The 17,748-nt window shown below is 44.4% G+C and carries 15 protein-coding genes; all 15 read right to left on the bottom strand.

What is annotated here, in order from left to right; genetic code table 11:
- Positions 1-112: 112 nt before the first annotated feature.
- Positions 113-397 (bottom strand): YiaA/YiaB family inner membrane protein, encoded by a 285-nt coding sequence (locus CYLST_RS27740; protein ID WP_015211057.1) that lies wholly within the window; start codon positions 395-397, stop codon positions 113-115.
- Between the two features lie 186 nt (positions 398-583).
- Positions 584-2,197 carry a DUF4335 domain-containing protein gene (locus CYLST_RS27735; RefSeq protein WP_041233306.1) on the bottom strand — a complete coding sequence of 538 codons (1,614 nt, stop codon included), beginning with the start codon at positions 2,195-2,197 and terminating at the stop codon, positions 584-586.
- A gap of 81 nt (positions 2,198-2,278) precedes the next feature.
- Positions 2,279-2,890 (bottom strand): DUF3038 domain-containing protein, encoded by a 612-nt coding sequence (locus CYLST_RS27730; RefSeq protein ID WP_015211055.1) that lies wholly within the window; start codon positions 2,888-2,890, stop codon positions 2,279-2,281.
- 464 nt (positions 2,891-3,354) lie between these two features.
- Positions 3,355-5,799, bottom strand: coding sequence for an endonuclease MutS2 (locus CYLST_RS27725; protein WP_015211054.1), 2,445 nt, complete (start codon positions 5,797-5,799; stop codon positions 3,355-3,357).
- A gap of 69 nt (positions 5,800-5,868) precedes the next feature.
- Positions 5,869-6,165 carry a DUF2288 domain-containing protein gene (locus CYLST_RS27720; protein ID WP_015211053.1) on the bottom strand — a complete coding sequence of 99 codons (297 nt, stop codon included), beginning with the start codon at positions 6,163-6,165 and terminating at the stop codon, positions 5,869-5,871.
- A 227-nt stretch (positions 6,166-6,392) separates the two neighbouring features.
- A complete protein-coding gene (locus CYLST_RS27715) occupies positions 6,393-7,442 on the bottom strand; it encodes an AI-2E family transporter (protein WP_015211052.1) in 1,050 nt (349 codons plus the stop codon).
- A 188-nt stretch (positions 7,443-7,630) separates the two neighbouring features.
- Complete coding sequence (locus CYLST_RS27710) at positions 7,631-8,269, bottom strand: lysophospholipid acyltransferase family protein (protein WP_015211051.1); 639 nt, start codon at positions 8,267-8,269, stop codon at positions 7,631-7,633.
- A gap of 105 nt (positions 8,270-8,374) precedes the next feature.
- Positions 8,375-9,271, bottom strand: a complete 897-nt coding sequence (locus CYLST_RS27705) for a phosphate ABC transporter substrate-binding protein (RefSeq protein WP_015211050.1) — start codon at positions 9,269-9,271, stop codon at positions 8,375-8,377.
- An 11-nt stretch (positions 9,272-9,282) separates the two neighbouring features.
- Positions 9,283-9,516 (bottom strand): hypothetical protein, encoded by a 234-nt coding sequence (locus CYLST_RS27700; RefSeq protein WP_041233305.1) that lies wholly within the window; start codon positions 9,514-9,516, stop codon positions 9,283-9,285.
- Positions 9,517-9,826: 310 nt separating this feature from the next.
- Positions 9,827-10,708 carry an ACP S-malonyltransferase gene (gene fabD / locus CYLST_RS27695; protein WP_015211049.1) on the bottom strand — a complete coding sequence of 294 codons (882 nt, stop codon included), beginning with the start codon at positions 10,706-10,708 and terminating at the stop codon, positions 9,827-9,829.
- A 133-nt stretch (positions 10,709-10,841) separates the two neighbouring features.
- Positions 10,842-12,134 carry an RNA-guided endonuclease IscB gene (iscB, locus tag CYLST_RS27690; protein WP_015211048.1) on the bottom strand — a complete coding sequence of 431 codons (1,293 nt, stop codon included), beginning with the start codon at positions 12,132-12,134 and terminating at the stop codon, positions 10,842-10,844.
- A 380-nt stretch (positions 12,135-12,514) separates the two neighbouring features.
- Positions 12,515-13,507, bottom strand: a complete 993-nt coding sequence (locus CYLST_RS27685) for a beta-ketoacyl-ACP synthase III (RefSeq protein WP_015211047.1) — start codon at positions 13,505-13,507, stop codon at positions 12,515-12,517.
- A 125-nt stretch (positions 13,508-13,632) separates the two neighbouring features.
- Complete coding sequence (gene plsX, locus CYLST_RS27680; RefSeq protein WP_015211046.1) at positions 13,633-14,658, bottom strand: phosphate acyltransferase PlsX; 1,026 nt, start codon at positions 14,656-14,658, stop codon at positions 13,633-13,635.
- Between the two features lie 292 nt (positions 14,659-14,950).
- Positions 14,951-16,423 (bottom strand): leucyl aminopeptidase, encoded by a 1,473-nt coding sequence (locus CYLST_RS27670; protein WP_015211045.1) that lies wholly within the window; start codon positions 16,421-16,423, stop codon positions 14,951-14,953.
- A gap of 133 nt (positions 16,424-16,556) precedes the next feature.
- A complete protein-coding gene (locus CYLST_RS27665) occupies positions 16,557-17,693 on the bottom strand; it encodes a hypothetical protein (RefSeq protein WP_015211044.1) in 1,137 nt (378 codons plus the stop codon).
- Between the last annotated feature and the right edge of the window lie 55 nt (positions 17,694-17,748).

The raw sequence follows: 17,748 nt of genomic DNA, 5'->3' as shown, positions 1-17,748 counted from the left end.
ATTGGCAAGTATCCTGGCTGCTGACTCATTCTTGAAATTTTTTCTTTTCTCTGTTTGCGGTTAGTTCAAAAAATTAATTTCCACAACTCAGCTAGGATGGCAATAAATGCCTTTATTTTAAATTTAAAGGATCTTGCTGTGAAAGTAACTTCTCTACTTTTGCCTCGTCGATTCTATTCGTTAATCTTCTAGTTTCATGCAAGTCTCTAGTCGCTTTTGCCAAAGTAAAGGTTGAGCCAGTAGAAAAAGCCAAACCCATACCCATAAAGCCTTTTATCCAGTTATCTACAGGCAAGTTAACAATGCCGAAGGTAGTCATTGAAATAGACAAGATAAAAGCTGCCCATGTTTGAATAATCCAAGCCGGGCTATCTTTTTGAGTCCCAATCGTTTGCATATTACCGACCTTGACGCTTCCTCGATTTAAATCTAATTGTATTGATAAATACACTGCATGGAAACGGTAATATTTCCACTTCGGCAACTGGACTCAAAAAGACCGGCTCAAAAGCAATTAGATCAAGCAACTACTGGTACACACTCTGTACCAGTTTTGCAAGTGGTCTCAAAGGGATGTTTTTAACTATTGGGACTCTGAAAAAATCTGTACCTTGCCATCGGGACTGAGAACAACTCGAATTCTGACATTTTGCCCGTATTTATTGGTGGAAACGAAGGGTTGACCAATATCAGGTATGCCGGCGCTGTCTACATATTGTCTTGCTGCCTGATTCAAAGGCAAAATTCGTTCAACTGAGCCATCAATATCCAGCATCAAACTATACTCTAGTGTTTGCGATAATCCAGCTGGTGGCTGCCAACGCTTTTTCAAGTATTCTCTAGCTTCTACCAGCTGAGGGGTGTCAAACAATGTGCTATCAGTGGCAACTTCTGTTGATATCGGCTTTTTGCTGACTGTTCTCAATCTTTGGGCTAATAAATTATCATCACCTGCCACTGAAGAGGCAGTTGTGGGGGAATTGATTCCTCCCTCTTGCTGTTGTGGGTCTAGTGGGGAGTAGTTTGTGCTGGGGATATTACCACGAGGAGCATTAGGTATGGTGGCAATAGAAGCAGGGATTGTGGGTATTGGGGGCGCGCTGTTGCCTTTGCTATTCCGCAAATTTGGAGGTGCAGAGAGAGCAATTTCTGTTTGGGGGTTTAATGCTGTGCGGTTCTGCTGGGAATTTTGTTGAAAGGCGATTGGCGAATTTGATTTTGTGGCGGGTGCTGCCAACTTTGGATTGGTGGGATTTTCAGCCTGAGGGATAGTCAGTGAATCTTGAGGAGATACTTTAGCGGGGAAGGTGGAATTTGGAAATGTTAGGGGTGCTGCCGGCAAACTGGTAGTGGGAGGTGGCGGAGTGGAACCTAAAAGTGGCAGCGATCGCAAATTATCTGTGGGGGTGATTCCTGGTTGAGGTGTGGGGAAGCTGTTTGCATTTGTTGGTTGGGAAGCAATTTTTGCCGCTTCTGGTTCTGCTGTTTTGGCTGTCTGCTGCTGATTTTGCCGGATCTGATTAGCATATTGCCAGGTTAATGGTGTTAAACCCACAGATAATACCAGCACTGCGGCAACAGGTGCCCAAGTAGGTAAGCTTTGACTGTAACTACGGGTATTGAGATTTGGTAGGGCCATGACGTCAGTTGAGTATTCATCTAAGGCGGTAGCCAAATCAAAAAGTTGCAGCAGAGTAAGTTCAATTAGAGGGACAGATGTCTGGTTAGCGATCGCCAGGCGTCTCGAAGCGAGGGAAGCAAAAAATAGGTTATGTGTGAAATAACTGCTCGGTTCTAAATAAATATATGCCCCGGTTTTTTGTGAGGAAAGAGGATCTAATCTCTTAGCCGACAGTAAAGTCGGGGAAGAATCTTCTGGTGACTCTGGCTGATCAGATACTTGGCTTGACTCTTGGATTCCTGAGAAGCTGACCCAAAAGTTTTCGGGGGACTGTTGGAGTAATTCCTGTACGTAACTTGTTACCGCATCACACAAAGCTTCAAGTTGGTCGCGATCGCCCCGAATTGTAACCCTCTGTTCTTCTGGTAGTCGCGGATCATCAAAGCGTAGTTCAAAACTTAGCTGTTTGAGGACAGTTTTCCCCATCCAACGGGACAAAGGTGAGCTTTGGGCTGATACTTCTAGCGTGCAAGTGGGGGGCGTGTAGCGACGTATAACAGAATTTGATCGTGGCATGACAGGAATAGCGATGGAGACGATTTGGAATTGTGGATTTTGGATTGTGGATTTTGGATGAGAAATCTTAAATCTCAAATCTCAAATCTCAAATTTTGTGGAACGGTCTATTAGTGCTAGCCACAGACGGCGGTGTCCACCAGAAGCACTATAAAAGAGTAAATCTACCAGCAGTTTTAGTGCCAGGTGACCGAGTAAATCAGTCGAGATTTTCTCGTCCTCTTCCATCCGCTCTTGGTAGGTGTTGCAGAATGCATCCATATAGTCTCCAAGTAAAGCGGTCTGATGAGGTTCCCGGTTGTTCTGGGCCGTTTGTTCTAATAGACCAACAGCACGGCGAATCAATTCCTGGTGCTGTTTGGCGAGGTAGCAGGTGATGAGAACTAGCGATCGCGCTTCTTCTACATCGAGCTTTTTTCGCCCTCCTTGACCTTTGCGTAGGGGATTTGACTGACGCAGTCGCCATAAAGCTACGCGATCTGGCACTTTCGACTCTAAATTCAGATTAGTTGCCGCTGTGAGCATCGCCTCAGAACCAATGCCAGTTAAAGTTTCTAGCGCCAATAGCACCAAGTCTAACTGGGTTTTGATGTTGTCCCAATGAACTGAGTTTGGGTCTGGAAGCTTGTTTAAGTCCTCCCACTGGGAATTTGGCGTGGCTGAATTGGCGGCCGAGTGCATAACTTTTAGCATAGGTGATCAGGCTGATAGAGGCTGTTGCTGTTACCCATTTTGAAACCAGACTCTCCAGCAGATAGGTTAGTTTCCTCGGATTTTGTGGGGAATCAATTTGATTAACAGCAGTTGTCTTTGTTTTACTCTAAATGAAAAATTATCTTCCACAAAGCAGAAATTTCATCACTGCATCAGAGTTATAGCTAGTGTTAGTTACCAGCTAAGTACAGTCGTATAAATAAACATAAATCAGATTGCTAATTGCTCATTTAGAAATCGCATCTCAACGTAATTTTGTCATTTTAAATGTAGCTTTATCCCAGGCATAAGAACCGTGTTTTCTAAGCTACACTGCATTTCACTGAGGATGACAAGAAAGCATTTGCGTAAGTCCTGTAATTACTAATTGCTAATTATGATCAGGCAATTAGTAATTAGTAATTAACAATCAACAGCCTTCATTTGTTACATTTATTTCCGCTTTATTGAACATAGGCGATAGTAACTCCACTGCCGCCATCTGTTCGTTCTGCTGCTTCGTAATGATTAACTCTGGGGTGCTGTTGCAAAAAGGCGTGAACACCTTGCCGCAGTTTACCAGTACCATACCCATGAATAATCCATACGGGGCCGGCAGCTTCCGAAATGGCTTTGTCTAACATATATTCGGCATCAGCTACCCGTTTTCCGCGCAAATCGATGGTATTTTGGGAGGTGCGAATGGCTGGGGCTGGTGGCGGTGGTGCAATTACTGCTGCTGGGGCTGGTTTGGGTTTGACGACTGGTTCGGCTTTTTGACCATCTAGAGACTCTACGTCTGCCAATTGCACCATCATTTTCATGATTCCAAAGCGGACGGTTAATTCCCCATCTTCATCGGGGGCGGTTAACACTTCTGCTGTTTGTCCTAATTTAGGAATGCGGATGCGATCGCCTACTTTGGGCATAAACGCAATTTTTGCTTTGGGTGGCGGTGCAGGTTGAGACTTTTGGGCAATTTGATTTAAAGCGTTGGTTGCTTGCTGGGCTTCTTGGGCTGTGGGTGTTCCTTGCTGCAAACGGCGAATCACTTGGGCGATTTCACTTTTGGCACTGGCGATCGCTTGTTGTACTGCTACTTCTTGAGAAACCCGTAGCGCTTTTTCCCGTTCCTGCAAGTCTGCGGCTTTGGCGGATACTTCTTTATATAAGATTTCCGCTTGTCGTAACAAATCTTGGGCTTCAGCAGCTTTAGTTTCTTGGCGGCGGCGTTGTGCTTCTAACCCCGCTATCACCAAATTAACTTCATCAGTTGCTTCTCCCACTTGGGTTTTTGCCTGTTCTATCACTTCTGGTTTTAACCCCAAGCGCAGGGCAATTGTCAAGGCGTTAGAACGTCCTGGAATGCCCCACAGCAGGCGATAAGTGGGTGATAAAGTACTTTCATCAAATTCTACAGAAGCGTTTTCAAACCGCTCATTTTCATATTTCAGCGCTTTCAGTTCGCCGAAGTGGGTAGTAGCGATTGTTAGCTGGGCATGATTAGCGAGATATTGCAATAAGGCGATCGCTAATGCACTACCCTCTACCGGATCTGTGCCTGCGCCGACTTCATCAAGTAAAACGAGGGATTTGGTAATGGGTAATGGGTAATGGGTAATGGGTAATTGTTCAGAGTCTTCCTCATTACCTGTGACCGATGAATTATCCCCCAATGCTTCTAAAATTCGACTAATGCGGCGAATGTGACCAGAAAATGTCGATAAACTCTGCTGTAGGGATTGTTCATCGCCAATATCTGCTAGTACCTTGTCAAACCAAGGGATTTCTACTGGTTCACGGGCGGGGACAAATAAACCTACCTTAGCCATTAAGGCAGCTAACCCCAAGGTTTTGAGAGTTACAGTTTTCCCCCCAGTATTGGGCCCGGTAATCGTCACTACCCGAATTTGGGGACTGATGAACAAGTCTACCGGCACCACTGGCTGTCCTTGTTCGTGTTGTTGCTGCCACACTAATAAAGGGTGACGCAGATGCCGCAAGTTAATGATTTCCTGATCTTGGCGCTGAATAAATCGGGGGGGATTGGCGCCAATCCAGAAGCTGTAACGTGATTTAGCCGTTGCCAAATCCAAGCTGGTAGCGATCGCTAACAACCTTTCTAAATCAGGTTTAACTGCTGCTACTTGTTCTGTTAAAGCGCGGCGAATTGCTTCTTCTTCGGTTTGTTCTTTTCTAATTACCTGCCGCAGTTGGTTCCCTATGGGCACAACGCTGTGAGGTTCCACATACAGCGTCGCTCCACTGGTAGAGGTATCGTGGACAATGCCGGGAATCGCGTCTTTTTGGGGTGCTTTGACGGGGATCACAAAGCGATCGCCTCGTTGCGTAATCAGTTGTTCCTGAACCGCCCCAGATTTTGCCTGGATAATATTTTGCAGCTTTTGGGTAATTTGGCTGCGTAATCGCCGTAAATCAAGGCGAATTTCTCCGAGTTTTTGGCTAGCGCGATCCGTTACTTGGGCGCGTTCATCGATACAGCGGTGAATTTCTTGCTCTAGTTCTGGATAAGTCCGCAAATCGGCAACTAACTCATTCAGGATTGGTAAATCTTCCTGATTGTCAATCACACGCCGCAAATTTCTCGCACCCGCGAGGGTAGTGGCGATCGCTAACAGTTCATCCCCTGTCAAAATTCCGCTGCGTTCTGCCCGTTCTAGGGAATCACCGATATCTTGAATTCCCTCAAAGGAAAGTCCTGGAGTGAGGCGAGATTCCAGTTGGTAGACTTCTTTTGTTTGTGCTAACAACTGTTCGCTTTCTGCCTGAGACTCAGGTATTTTTAATTGACGTGCGGCTATCGCCCCCAATTTAGTGGCCGCAAATGTGGAAAGGTGCTGGCAGAGGCGAGGCCATTCTAGTAGTTCTAAGGTTTCAGATTGGATCAAGGCTTCAACGTCGAATCTGAAATTATAGTAGCAATTCTCGCTGTGCTATGAAACATACTCAACTCTAACTTAGGTGGTAATTAGTTCTTTTACCAAAACGTAGGGTTGGACAATCAGGGTAGTAAACCGCTTGGTGCGATCGCCATTCCATTTTCCCACCTGATCTACTGTGGGTTTGCTAATCAATTGCTGTTCAATCCACTGTTGCACCGAAGGAATGTTATCGCTAGCGATCGCCACCCCCACATCCAGCAAGTCTAGCTCTAATGCCACCACAATCACCGCATCTCGCTGTACATGGGGAATTAACCACTCCCACTCTGCCTCATCTAGAATTTCTGTTAATTCTGCTCTTAAATCCGCCATAATTCCTCATTTTTAAGCTTGTACGCCTGATTTTACCTGATCCTCCACTCTCTAGCTCATAACAAATCACCGAAAAGGCTGCAAGTGGCACTCATGCAATTGTGAATTATTGAATAAGTCTCTTTCTGGCCTCCTCCAATTACCTTTTTCCCAATTACCTTTTTCCCAATTACCCATTACCTTTTTCCCAATTACCTTTTTCCCAATTACCTATTACCTATTACCCATTACCCATTACCAATTACCTCTGATTTCATTTCATCAATTTCAAATAAAGACACAATAACTCCAGCCACAGGAATTGAGATGAAAATACCTAATAACCCGGCGACTCTAGCCCCTATTAACAAAGCAAAAAATACCACTACAGGATTTAGATTTAGGGCACCTTGCATAATTCGCGGCGCAATCAAGTTGTCTTGAATTTGTTGCAGGATAATACAAGCTATGAGAACTCTTAATGCTAACCAAACATTTTGAGATAAAACAATTAAAGTAACTGTGCTAACTCCTAAGGTGGCTCCAATACCGGGAATTATATCTATTATTCCGATTAGCACTGACAGCAATAAAGCAAATGGTACTTTTAATAACAAGAAAACTATAAAAGTGGAAGATGACAAAAACAAAGTTAATAACAACTGACCTCGCAAAAAGCCTAAAAAGCTACGTCTGATGACATTAGTAAATCTACTACGTCGTGACTCTGGCACTATTTTAATGATAAAATTCCATAGCTTTTCTCCATCTAGTAACATGAAGAAAGCGACAACTGCAATTAATATAAAAGTGACAAAATTAGTTAAAAATCCTTGTAAAATAGCCAAGCTAGTCACAATAGTTGATACAGCTTGCTCCCGTAATTGTGTTTCAATCAGACTTAAATCTATCTGAAGATTACGGCTTTTCAGAAGTGCTTCTAGTCGCTCTGTTAAAGGTACTAAAGAGTTTAAAAATCCACTAATACTATCAATTAATTGTTGTCCTTGGGATAAAACTGTTAAACCCACGGTAATAATCAGCCCCCCAAGAATCACAATGCTGAGTAAGAAAACTACAATGACTGCTGCACCGTGGGGCAAAAAGCGCCGTAGCCACTTTACTGGGTAGCTGAGTAAAAAAGCCAAAATTGCGGCGAATGTAAAAATAACTATGACTGCTTCAAAATAAGCCAAAAGCTGAACAACCGCCCAACCGGAAGCAACTAAAAGCAAAAAGCGAACTAACGCTAAATTATTTAAGCGTCGCCAGAAATTATTGGCTTCAGAGCCACTCATACCAATTTTAGATTTTGGATTTTAGATTTTGGATTGGTCATAGTGGTGGTGAGGATGTTTTATTGATTTTAAACAGTAAGACGGATTGCTATTGGGTAGCATAGGGCGTTGATCTGAGATTTACAGAATACAGAGTATTGATATGCGATCGCCACTTCCCTAAAGCATATTTCCTAGCAAAGCCTCTCTCAGCGCGCCAAATCATGCATTTCATTAATCACTGCTGCACACTTTTGTGTCAATGCCTCCAATTCTTGCTTATTAGTGGAACTAGGAGCATCAATCAAATTGCCAATCCTGACAGTGATGGGAACTGCACGGGGAATTGCCGAACTTGATTGTAAAATATTCTCAGTACCCCACAAACACACAGGCAATAGAGGGACTTTTGCTTTTGCTGCTAGCAATGCGGCGCCTTTTTTGGGATCGGTAATTCGACCGTCTGGGGTGCGCGTTCCTTCCAAGAAAACACCAACCGCCCAGCCATTATTGAGACATTCTAGGGCAGAACGGATAGCGGCGCGATCGGCAGTTCCCCGACTCACCGGATAAGCACCATACAATTTAATCGCTTGTGCTAAAACCGGGACACGAAATAACTCTTCTTTAGCCATATACGCTACCGGACGACGTACACAATTGGAAATAATCAGCGGGTCAAAGTAACTAGCATGATTGCTGACTACCACCAAGGGCCCAGTGTGAGGGACATTTTGGGCACCATTGATTTGAACTCGAAAGTAAGCGTGTAACACTGGGCTGACTATTGACCACTTGAAAGCGTGGTAAAGTGCCAGACTAATAAACGGTTCGCGACTCCTGTCCACAAAAGATAATTTAAATCAGGCTGAATTTAGCATAAGCGATCGCCACCATTTTTCGGCAAAGGACAAAAAGCTTGAGGAAACGCCGAGTTTTACGACCGATCAGCCTTAATTTCCCAATGCGATCGCTTGCTGTCCTTGAGGCGAAGTTGCATAACCTAGAAATGCTTGAACCTCAGGGCTAGCAGGGTTTTTATAAACGTAATACAGTGGCCGTTGATAGGGATAACTACCTGCTTCTGGGGTTAATCCATCGATGGGCACAACTCGCACTGTTTGCTGATTGGCAGCCTGAGCAAAGGTAGCATAGCCGATGCCATCGGTTGCCAAAGCTTGAATTAAGGGAGTTGTGGCATCCCGTGGCAGAGTGGTAATGTTGGGCTGAGTCCCAAAATTAGCCCCCTTCAGCACCAATTCCTTAAAAGTTTGATGAGTGCCACTAATTACGGGTCGATTAATCACGCGGATAGTTTTCGGTGAACCACCTACCGCTGACCAATTATTAATTTTTCCCTGAAAGATATCTGCTACCTGACTGCTAGTTAATCCTTGGCTGAAAGGATTGGCTTTACCAATGATGAGAGCGATCGCATCTGTACTCACAGAAACCGCTGTCAATCCCTGACCTTGCTCTTGTGCAGTCAAAGGACGAGATATTGCGGCAATATTAACTTTACCTGCCAAGAGATTCTCAATCCCCTGGTTAGTTCCATTTCCAATTGCTTGCACCGTTGTACCGGGAAACTTTCCCTCAAAACCTATTTTGAGATTTTGGTTAATTGTCACCATGCTAGTAGAACCATCAATTTTCACTCTAGTACCGCTGGCTACTGAAGCTGGCAATGGGAAAGCCGGATTAATCACAGAGTTGGCGTTGCTTGGGGAGTTTGCTGTACTGGATACTGGAGGTGCTGGACGCATAAAAAACCACCAATAACCACCACCCAAAAGCGCCAGAAACAAAAGGATAAAAACAATAGGGGGCGGGCCGCTTTTCTGACTCATATTTACGTACTTTATTCTAGTAGTTGTTTAGGGCTGGAATCTTCTAACCGCTGCAAACGATGGGCAACTTCATCGTCTAATGTCATATTTTCGATTTCCGCCTGTAGTTTTTCCGCTGGATTTTCCGACAATTCTGCTAAAGCCTCTGTGCGTAAATTCCGGCGTTCAACCTTGCCAAAAAGCCAGGGTTTTTGCCGGGTAAGGAAAATCGATTTCTTAATTTTGGATAAAGTCGAGTTAAGCAATGTACCGCCAAGCTCATAATCAGCATTAAAGCTGATTATTTCCGTTCAAATTAATGATTGTTATCAATATCTTTGCCGTATTGGGCAATTTCTTCGCTGCTGATTTCTGGGTTTTTACCGCAGAATACAATTAGTGCGATCGCAACTTATACCAATACGCTTGCAAAATCCACACCAAAATTACGACCGAATAAATATTCGTCCTGCGCTCATATAGTTTTCCAGCGCCAACAAAATCTCAAAAAACAACGTGGCAGATCTTTCCTGATAGCCACGCTTTCAAATGTTAATTCCTTTAAATTAATTTGGACTAAGCAGGCAACTCAGCAGCATTGCGAACATTTTCTAATATTAAGCCGGGGCTAGTGCGCTTAATCAACCCAGTTAGCACGTTACCAGGGCCAATTTCCACTACTCGCTCAATGCCATTTGCTGGTAATTGTAGACAAATTTCTCGCCAACGTACTGAACCCGTCATTTGATTACTGAGGCGCTGTTTTAAAATTTCGGCATCAACTGAGGAAACTGGCTCAACATTAGATAAAACTGGTACAGTAGCTGGCTGAAATACCACAGATTCAAGCACTTCTTGGAATTCTGTCGCCGCAGCTGCCATTAAGGGTGAGTGAAATGCTCCCGAAGTTTTTAAGACAATTGCCCGCTTGGTCTTAACTTGGGTCATTACCGCGTGTACACCGTCAGGAGTGCCAGAAATTACCACTTGAGCGGGACTGTTGTCATTTGCAAGCACAACATCAGGGGTTTGGGCAATGGCCATGAACAACTGTTCGCGGTCAAAGTTCATTAAAGCCGCCATCATCCCACCTGCGGCATTATCCATGAGTTCAGCCCGACGCTTGACCAAGTGCAACCCAGTAGACCATTCAAAGACACCCGCGACGTAAAGGGCGATGTATTCACCCAAACTGTGACCAGCAACTAAATCTGGTTGGTTTCCTCGTTCCCGAACTAAATCAGCGAGAATGCTTTCTACCACATAAAGAATTGGCTGAGTATAGAGGGTACGTGATAAGTTTTCGGCATCGCTTTGACAGATTTCTGTTACAGACCAGCCCAAAATTGCCTCAGCTTGGGCAAATTTTTCTTTAGCAGATGGTATATCCAATAAGTCCATTCCCATGAACAGTGTTTGCGAACCTTGTCCGGGAAACACCCATGCAGTTTTAGTCATCTAAACCTCCCAGGAAACCCACACTATATCGGTACTCCGATTAGTGTCGGGAGAAATGGGAGAGAAATTACTCAACGTTTCCTGACAATTTTTCTGCATAGCAGAAACCGTGAGAGAAACAGTTGAGTAATTTCTAAATCCTTGATTTTCCATATTCGTAGCCATCTTTTTTGTGAATGTGTTTACAAGCCTTGTAACTAATTCCTTGAACTAGACAACTCTGGGTTGAGATATTGAAACTGCCACTAGTCCTGACTGCTATTCGTCCAATGTATTCACCGATTTTTTTGCCCCTAGTGACAATGGCTTTAACAATATCTCCAGTTTGAAAACCTAAAACATACTTGAATCTCGGTACATAGCGAGATGGAAAGCCAAATTTGTCTGTCCGGCATGATTGGCGTGTCCCGTGACCATTAGCTTTAATTAACAAATCTTTGATACCTTTAACCTTGAGAACAGGTGTTGATTTGCCAACACAAGCCGCATCTAACCAATGGCTTTTTTCTAGTTTTAGCTGGCTCCGATTGAATTTTGTTAAACCTCCTGAACCTATTTCTACTGGTAATCCAGTTGATTTTAAGACGAATAGTAATGCCAATCTAGTTGTGTTTACTGCTGCGGCATCAGACAATGGTCGTTTTACTTGTTTGATGGGTTTTTCCAATCTAGATGGGTCTTTCTGGAGAAATTCTTTAATATCTTTAGTCCCTTTTTTTCTATTGCATTTCTCACAACTCAAGGTGAGATTAGTGATTGAATTAGAACCTCCTCTTGCTCTGGGATGAATATGTTCTATTTGAAGAGGAACGTCTTTCACTCCGCAGTATGCACATTGCCTATTCCACTTTTCTAATAGAAATTCCCTAGTTTCATAACCCGCAAGAGTACCTTGTTGATACTCTTTACCCTGGATATCTGGGTTACTTATTAACTGCATATCAAAGCGGACTAATTCTTGACTAATCGCTTCTATTGGTGCAAATTTGACTAACTTATTTACCCAGGTTTTAATATTTTCAACTCGACTTTGTAAGCTTGGTGCTAACCATCCTTGTGGACGATTTCTATTCATAAATCTTGGTTGACGGTATCTAGTTTTCCGGTTTCTTCTACTCCGTCTTAACTGCCTTCTAGTGGTTAAAGAGTCTCTGATGGCAAAACCTCTATGCTCAAGGTCGGCTGCAAAAACCACCTCGCCAGTAGAATCGTTAACTAATGCAATTCCTGTATGTTTGGCTCCGGGGTCAATTTTTAATCTCAGCGGGGATGAAGGCGAATTAGTCCGAGATTCTTTCAGGATTAAAGTGAATGGAAACCGTCTAAAAATTGCTGCTTTTTTGTTTCGTAATAACTGCCTTGCTTGTGCTGGGTGGATTGGATTTAATGGTTGCCTGTCTGTATCAATTACAAAAATTTTGGACATCTTGTCCCTGTTTATGGCTGGTGCCATACTCCGCGAACGGGTAATGTTAGCCAAAGCCTCCGGCACGCTGCGCGAACGCTAATGTTTTGAGTCGGTAACTATCCAAACTACACTTCCTTAACCCTTGTAAAGATGTTTAATAGTTCGGTTCTAGTGCAGGAAACTGGCTACGTATCCCCTGGTAGGTCTTTAACTCTAGCTCAAAACGTAGTACTCGAAGTACTTAAGCTGGTCAACTAGGCTCTTTCAAGCCTTCACTATATCGGTACTCCGATTAGTGATGGGTGGTTGACTGCTAATTGGTAATTGCTAATTGGTAATTGGCGATTGGTGATTGGTCTATTTCTATTACCCATTACCCATTACCCATTACCCAATTCCTATCTTCCCCATTGAAAAATTGCTGCGCCCCAAGTCAGACCAGCACCAAAACCGGATGTAGCAATGATGTCATTGGGTTTAATTTTGCCTTGCCGCACTACTTCATCTAAAGCTAAAGGGATGGAGGCGGCAGAGGTGTTGCCGTAATGGGCGACGTTGCTGATAACTTTATGCTCTGGAATATTTAGGCGTTGGGCCACAGCATTGAGAATCCGCTGATTGGCTTGATGTAATAGTAGCCAATCTATTTGGTCAACACTGAGGTTAGCTTGAAATAGGGCTTTGTCGATGACTTCTGGCACTCGTTGGACGGCGAACCGGTAGACTTCTTTGCCGTTCATCGTAATGGGCATATATGTACCTTTGGCAACACTGACGCCGGGAATCAGTTCTTGGGCAGAAGGATTGTAGGCTAGGTTGAGATAGTGGTTTTGAGTGCCATCGCTTTTAAGTGAAAAACCTAGTAAGCGATCGCTCTTATTCGCCTGCAACACTACTGCCCCGGCACCATCGCCAAATAGTACACAAGTCCGCCTATCTTCCCAATCTACCCAACGAGAGAGGATATCTGCCCCGATCAAAAGTACATTTTGATAAACACCTGTTCTAATGTATTGGGCTGCCGTTACCAGTCCAAACAGAAAACCAGAGCAGGCAGCTGTTAAGTCAAAGGCTACTGCTTTGGTCGCTCCCAATTTAGCCTGAACTTGACAAGCACTGCCAAACAGATCATCAGGGGTGGATGTTGCCAGTAGAATCAGATCGATGTCTGATGCTTCAAGTCCTGCTGCGGCGAGCGCTTGATTGCCGGCAATGGTTGCAAGCCCGCTTAAGGATTCTGTTGGTAGTGCTAACTGTCTTTGACTAATTCCTGTTCTCGTGATGATCCACTCATCTGAGGTTTCAACTACTTCGCTCAGTGCCTGGTTGTCCACGGAAGTCGCAGGTAGGGCCGAGCCACTTCCGATAATTGCTACGCCTAAATTTTGCACTCCTAATCTCACTCGCTATCAGTTATCAGCTTTTGGTCGTTGGTTATTTGTCATTAGTCGTTGGTCATTGACCGCTGACCAATGACTATAATTTAGCTGTTGATTGCTCGTCTTCTAGATGAATGCTAACCACTCTCACTTTGTAGGATTTGATATTGAGACTGAATTCGTTGTAGCACCTTGTTGTCAACAGCTTCTTTTGCCATCCGAATGGCATTAAAAACTGAAGGTGCTTGCGAACTACCGTGACCAATAAAACAAACTCCGGCAACACCTAAAAGCAGGGCACCGCCATGTTCTGCATGATCCATCCGTTGCTTAACCCGCTTGAGGTTTGGTTTTAACAGTGCTGTGCCAATTTGACCGTGCAAGCCTTGGGGTAATTCTTCCCGCAAAATTTGCAGAATCACTCCTCCGACTGCTTCGGCAAATTTCAATAACACATTACCTGTAAAACCATCACAGACTATCACATCAAAGTTACCGGAAAGCACGTCACGCCCTTCGGCATTGCCAATAAAATTAATTTGGGAATTTTCGCGTAGCAATTGGTGGGCACGAACAGCGGCATCGTTGCCTTTCGAGTCTTCTTCCCCAATATTCAATAAACCTACCTTGGGTTCGTTTGTACCCAAGACACACTGACTGTAAGCCGATCCCATGACGGCAAATTGCTCTAAAAACTTAGGACGGCAGTCTACATTTGCGCCGACATCAAGTATCAGCACAGGCTTGCCAGCTAAAATTGTCGGAAAAACTGTCCCAATTGCTGGGCGGTCAATTCCCGGCAAGCGTCCTAAGCGAAGTAAAGCCGCTGCCATAGCTGCCCCAGAGTGACCGGCGGAAAATACAGCATCTGCCTGCTGTTTCTTCACCAAATCCATCGCTACGTTGATAGAAGCCTTGGGTTTGCGTCTAACGGCGCTTAAAGGCTCTTCATCCATCGCGATCGCTTCCTCAGCCGAAACTATCTCCACCTGCGCCAGGTTAATTTTTGGCGGCAGGGCAGCTTCAATTTGTTGGGAATCACCTACCAACAAGACTTTCACACCCAATTCTTCCCGTGCCCGCAGTGCGCCAGCTACGATTTCACCGGGTGCGTGATCCCCTCCCATTGCGTCAATTGCGATCCGTACGCCAGTAGATCCCATTGCTCCTAGCTCAAAGAAACCTTACAAATTTTACCAGATGGCTTTGCCGAAAAAGCTTAACTTTCTCAATCCCAAATTTTGCCTGTCTTTTATTAAGTACAGGTTTTGGCTACTAGTCCAAGATAGCATAAGTATCCCCCAATAATCCTAGAAATTGCATCTGTGTTAGTGTCAAATAAGACAGGCGAATCTTGTGGGTTATTGTGATGAAAGATAATTTTTGTACAGTCAAACCGCCCTGTAGGGCGGTCTGTTGAAGTTGATTTTTCGGCTGGATAACGCCGAGAGCCAATTAACTCAGCACCCAGTTGACCAATGTTCGTACCCCGAAGCCTGTCGCACCTGGCCCGTTGTAGCCATTTTCTTTATCTTCCCAAACTGGGCCAGCAATGTCTAAGTGTGCCCATGGGGTTTCTTTGACGAACTGCTTGAGGAAAAGGGCAGCTGTAATCGAGCCACCAGGACGGGGACCTGTGTTTTTCATGTCGGCGATGCCAGACTTTAGCCCTTCAAAATATTTGTCTTCCATTGGTAGACGCCAAATTTTTTCCCCGGCACTTTCAGCTGCTTTTTCTAACTGCGAAGCTACAGCATCGTCGGGTGTAAATAAACCAGCAATATCGTTACCCAAGGCAACGACGCAAGCACCAGTCAGGGTGGCTAAATCAACGATCGCATCTAATCCCAATTTGTCGGCATACACCAAGGCATCTGCCAGGGTTAAACGTCCTTCAGCGTCGGTGTTATTCACTTCAATTGTTTTGCCATTAGAGGCTGTGAGAACATCGCCAGGGTGCATGGCATGACCGCTAATCATGTTCTCGGTCGCTGCTGAAATAAAGTGTACTTCGACATCTGGCTTGATTTGGGCGATCGCTTTAGCCGCACCCAAGGTAGCAGCAGCCCCACCCATGTCTATTTTCATGGTTTCGATGCCGCTACCAGCACCTTTAATGTTCAGTCCACCAGAGTCAAAGGTGAGACCTTTACCGATAATTGCTAATTTCCGTTTGGCTGTTGTTTCTGGCTTATAAGTCAGGTGAATAAATTTTGGTGGCAAATCAGATGCCTGGGCGACTCCCAAAAACGCACCCATGCCTAGCTTTTCACAGTCTTCCCGTTCCAGAATTTCTACTTGCAAACCGTGTTCAGTGGCGATCGCTTGGGCTGTTTCTGCCAAGGTAATCGGTGTTACCGCGTTTGCTGGGGCGGCTACCAACTGCCGGGCCAAATTTACCCCAGAAACAATCTGATTGGCACGGGTGACGGCTGCTTCTTGTCCACTTAATCCCAGTAAATCTATGGTTTCGATTTGTGGCCCTTTATCTTCAGGTTCTGACTTAAAGCGATTATCTTGATAAAGTGCCAGTTGTGCACCTTCAGCGATCGCTTGAGCCGTAGCTGCGGGATCGTTATTCCATAGTGGTAAACTAATTCCTAAGGTTTTAGTTTTTTGCTTTTTGGCAACCTTCGCCACCGCAGCAGCGACGCGGCGCAAGGTATCTAGTTTCAGCGCTTCTGGTTTTCCTAAACCAACCAAAATCACTTTCTTAACTTGGTTGACCGCACCCACCCGCGTAAAAATGGTGCTATTGGCTTTAGCTGTAAATTCCTCTTCAGCAATCAGTTCTTTGAAAATTCCGGCGAACTTCTGATCCAAAGCCGCTAAATCGCCTGTTAACTCTACTGCATCTTCAAATAAGCCAACTGCTAAAGTATCACCCGCCCACTCTAATAAAGGCGTATCACTAAGTCGAATCGTCATTTTTGTATCTTCTGTAAACCAACCTTCTTGTACCAGTATTGCTTAAAAATCTTTTTTCATGGGGAGTAAGCAACTGGGGCGGGGGACAAGATAAGGGGGCAATTTTTCCTAATCTCTTCCCAATGACCAATGACTAATGACTAATGACTAATTTGCTAGCTATTTTGGTGATGATTTCTTGCTCAACTGGTGTAGTTTCTCCATCTGATTGGGCAATTTTTTCACACTGAGCTAACAAAGGTATAGCAAAATCACGATTTAGCTGATTGAGTAGTGTATCTAAAGGCTGAGGTGACTTGATGTTTTGGGCGATCGCCGCCAATGAGTTAGAACTAAGGTTGATAGCCTGCAACTGTGGCAAAATGTCTTCCCAGGACTTTTCTGGATGACTGGCAAGGATCATGTGAACTAAGATTTGATCCATGATTGCTTGTTGCGCGATCGCTATTTCTAGATATTTTTCACTCTCTGCTTTTAAAGTTGCCAGTGTCTCTTCATCCGTCAACGAAGTTGCTGTATCTAGCTTGGCTTCATAAAATCGACAAGCAGCATATCCCAATGAATAGATCATCGTTGCATTGGAACTCGCTGCGATCGCTGCACCAGCAAAAGGCATATTTCTCAACAAACCCAATCCTGCCGCTTTCAGCAAACGACCACCGCCTAAGCCTAAACCAAAAATTGCTAAAATCTCCCCCTTACGGCTAGGATCTTTTAAATCTAGTCCATAGTCAGCAGCAATCTGATAAAGCATTTCTGACTGTAATTCTGTCGTTGCTACTAAATCAATCGCCAACAACGCCACCGCTGCTCCCGGTAAAATACTCGTTGCGAACCCAATTCCCCCTGCTTTGGTTGCTTTCTCCACCATAATCCGGTGAGCAATTTGGCTGGGTGACTCCTGGGGATACTGTTGCTTAAGAGTTTTCACCGACGCCGCCGCTTTTTCTAAATCAACATTCTCAGCAGGGTGAATCAGCCAATTTAGATTTAATACACCAGATAATTTGCGAATTAGCCAATTTTCGCCGAGGTTGTTGACAACCTCTCCCGTGGTATGAGTTGTTTGCTCAATTAATCTATGTGTTTGTCTAGCCGCCTCAACCCCCACCCCAACAGCTGCATCAACAATAAATTTACCCGTTTGGGTAATTGCTTCTCCCACTGTGGCTACTGTATTGGTAAAAGTCTCTAAATGTGATGGAGTATGCTTTTGGGGTGAATTATCTGATGTATTCACTCCGTTTTCTGCTTGGGGTTTGTCTGCCATTGTTCAAAACTGACCTCAAAGCCTCTGTCTTTTGGTTGTAGCGAAAAAGTCAGGG

The organism is Cylindrospermum stagnale PCC 7417, assembly GCF_000317535.1.
Lineage (GTDB): Bacteria > Cyanobacteriota > Cyanobacteriia > Cyanobacteriales > Nostocaceae > Cylindrospermum > Cylindrospermum stagnale.
Note: the sequence above shows the minus strand (reverse complement) of the source record. Positions and strands in the feature narration are given on the sequence as shown.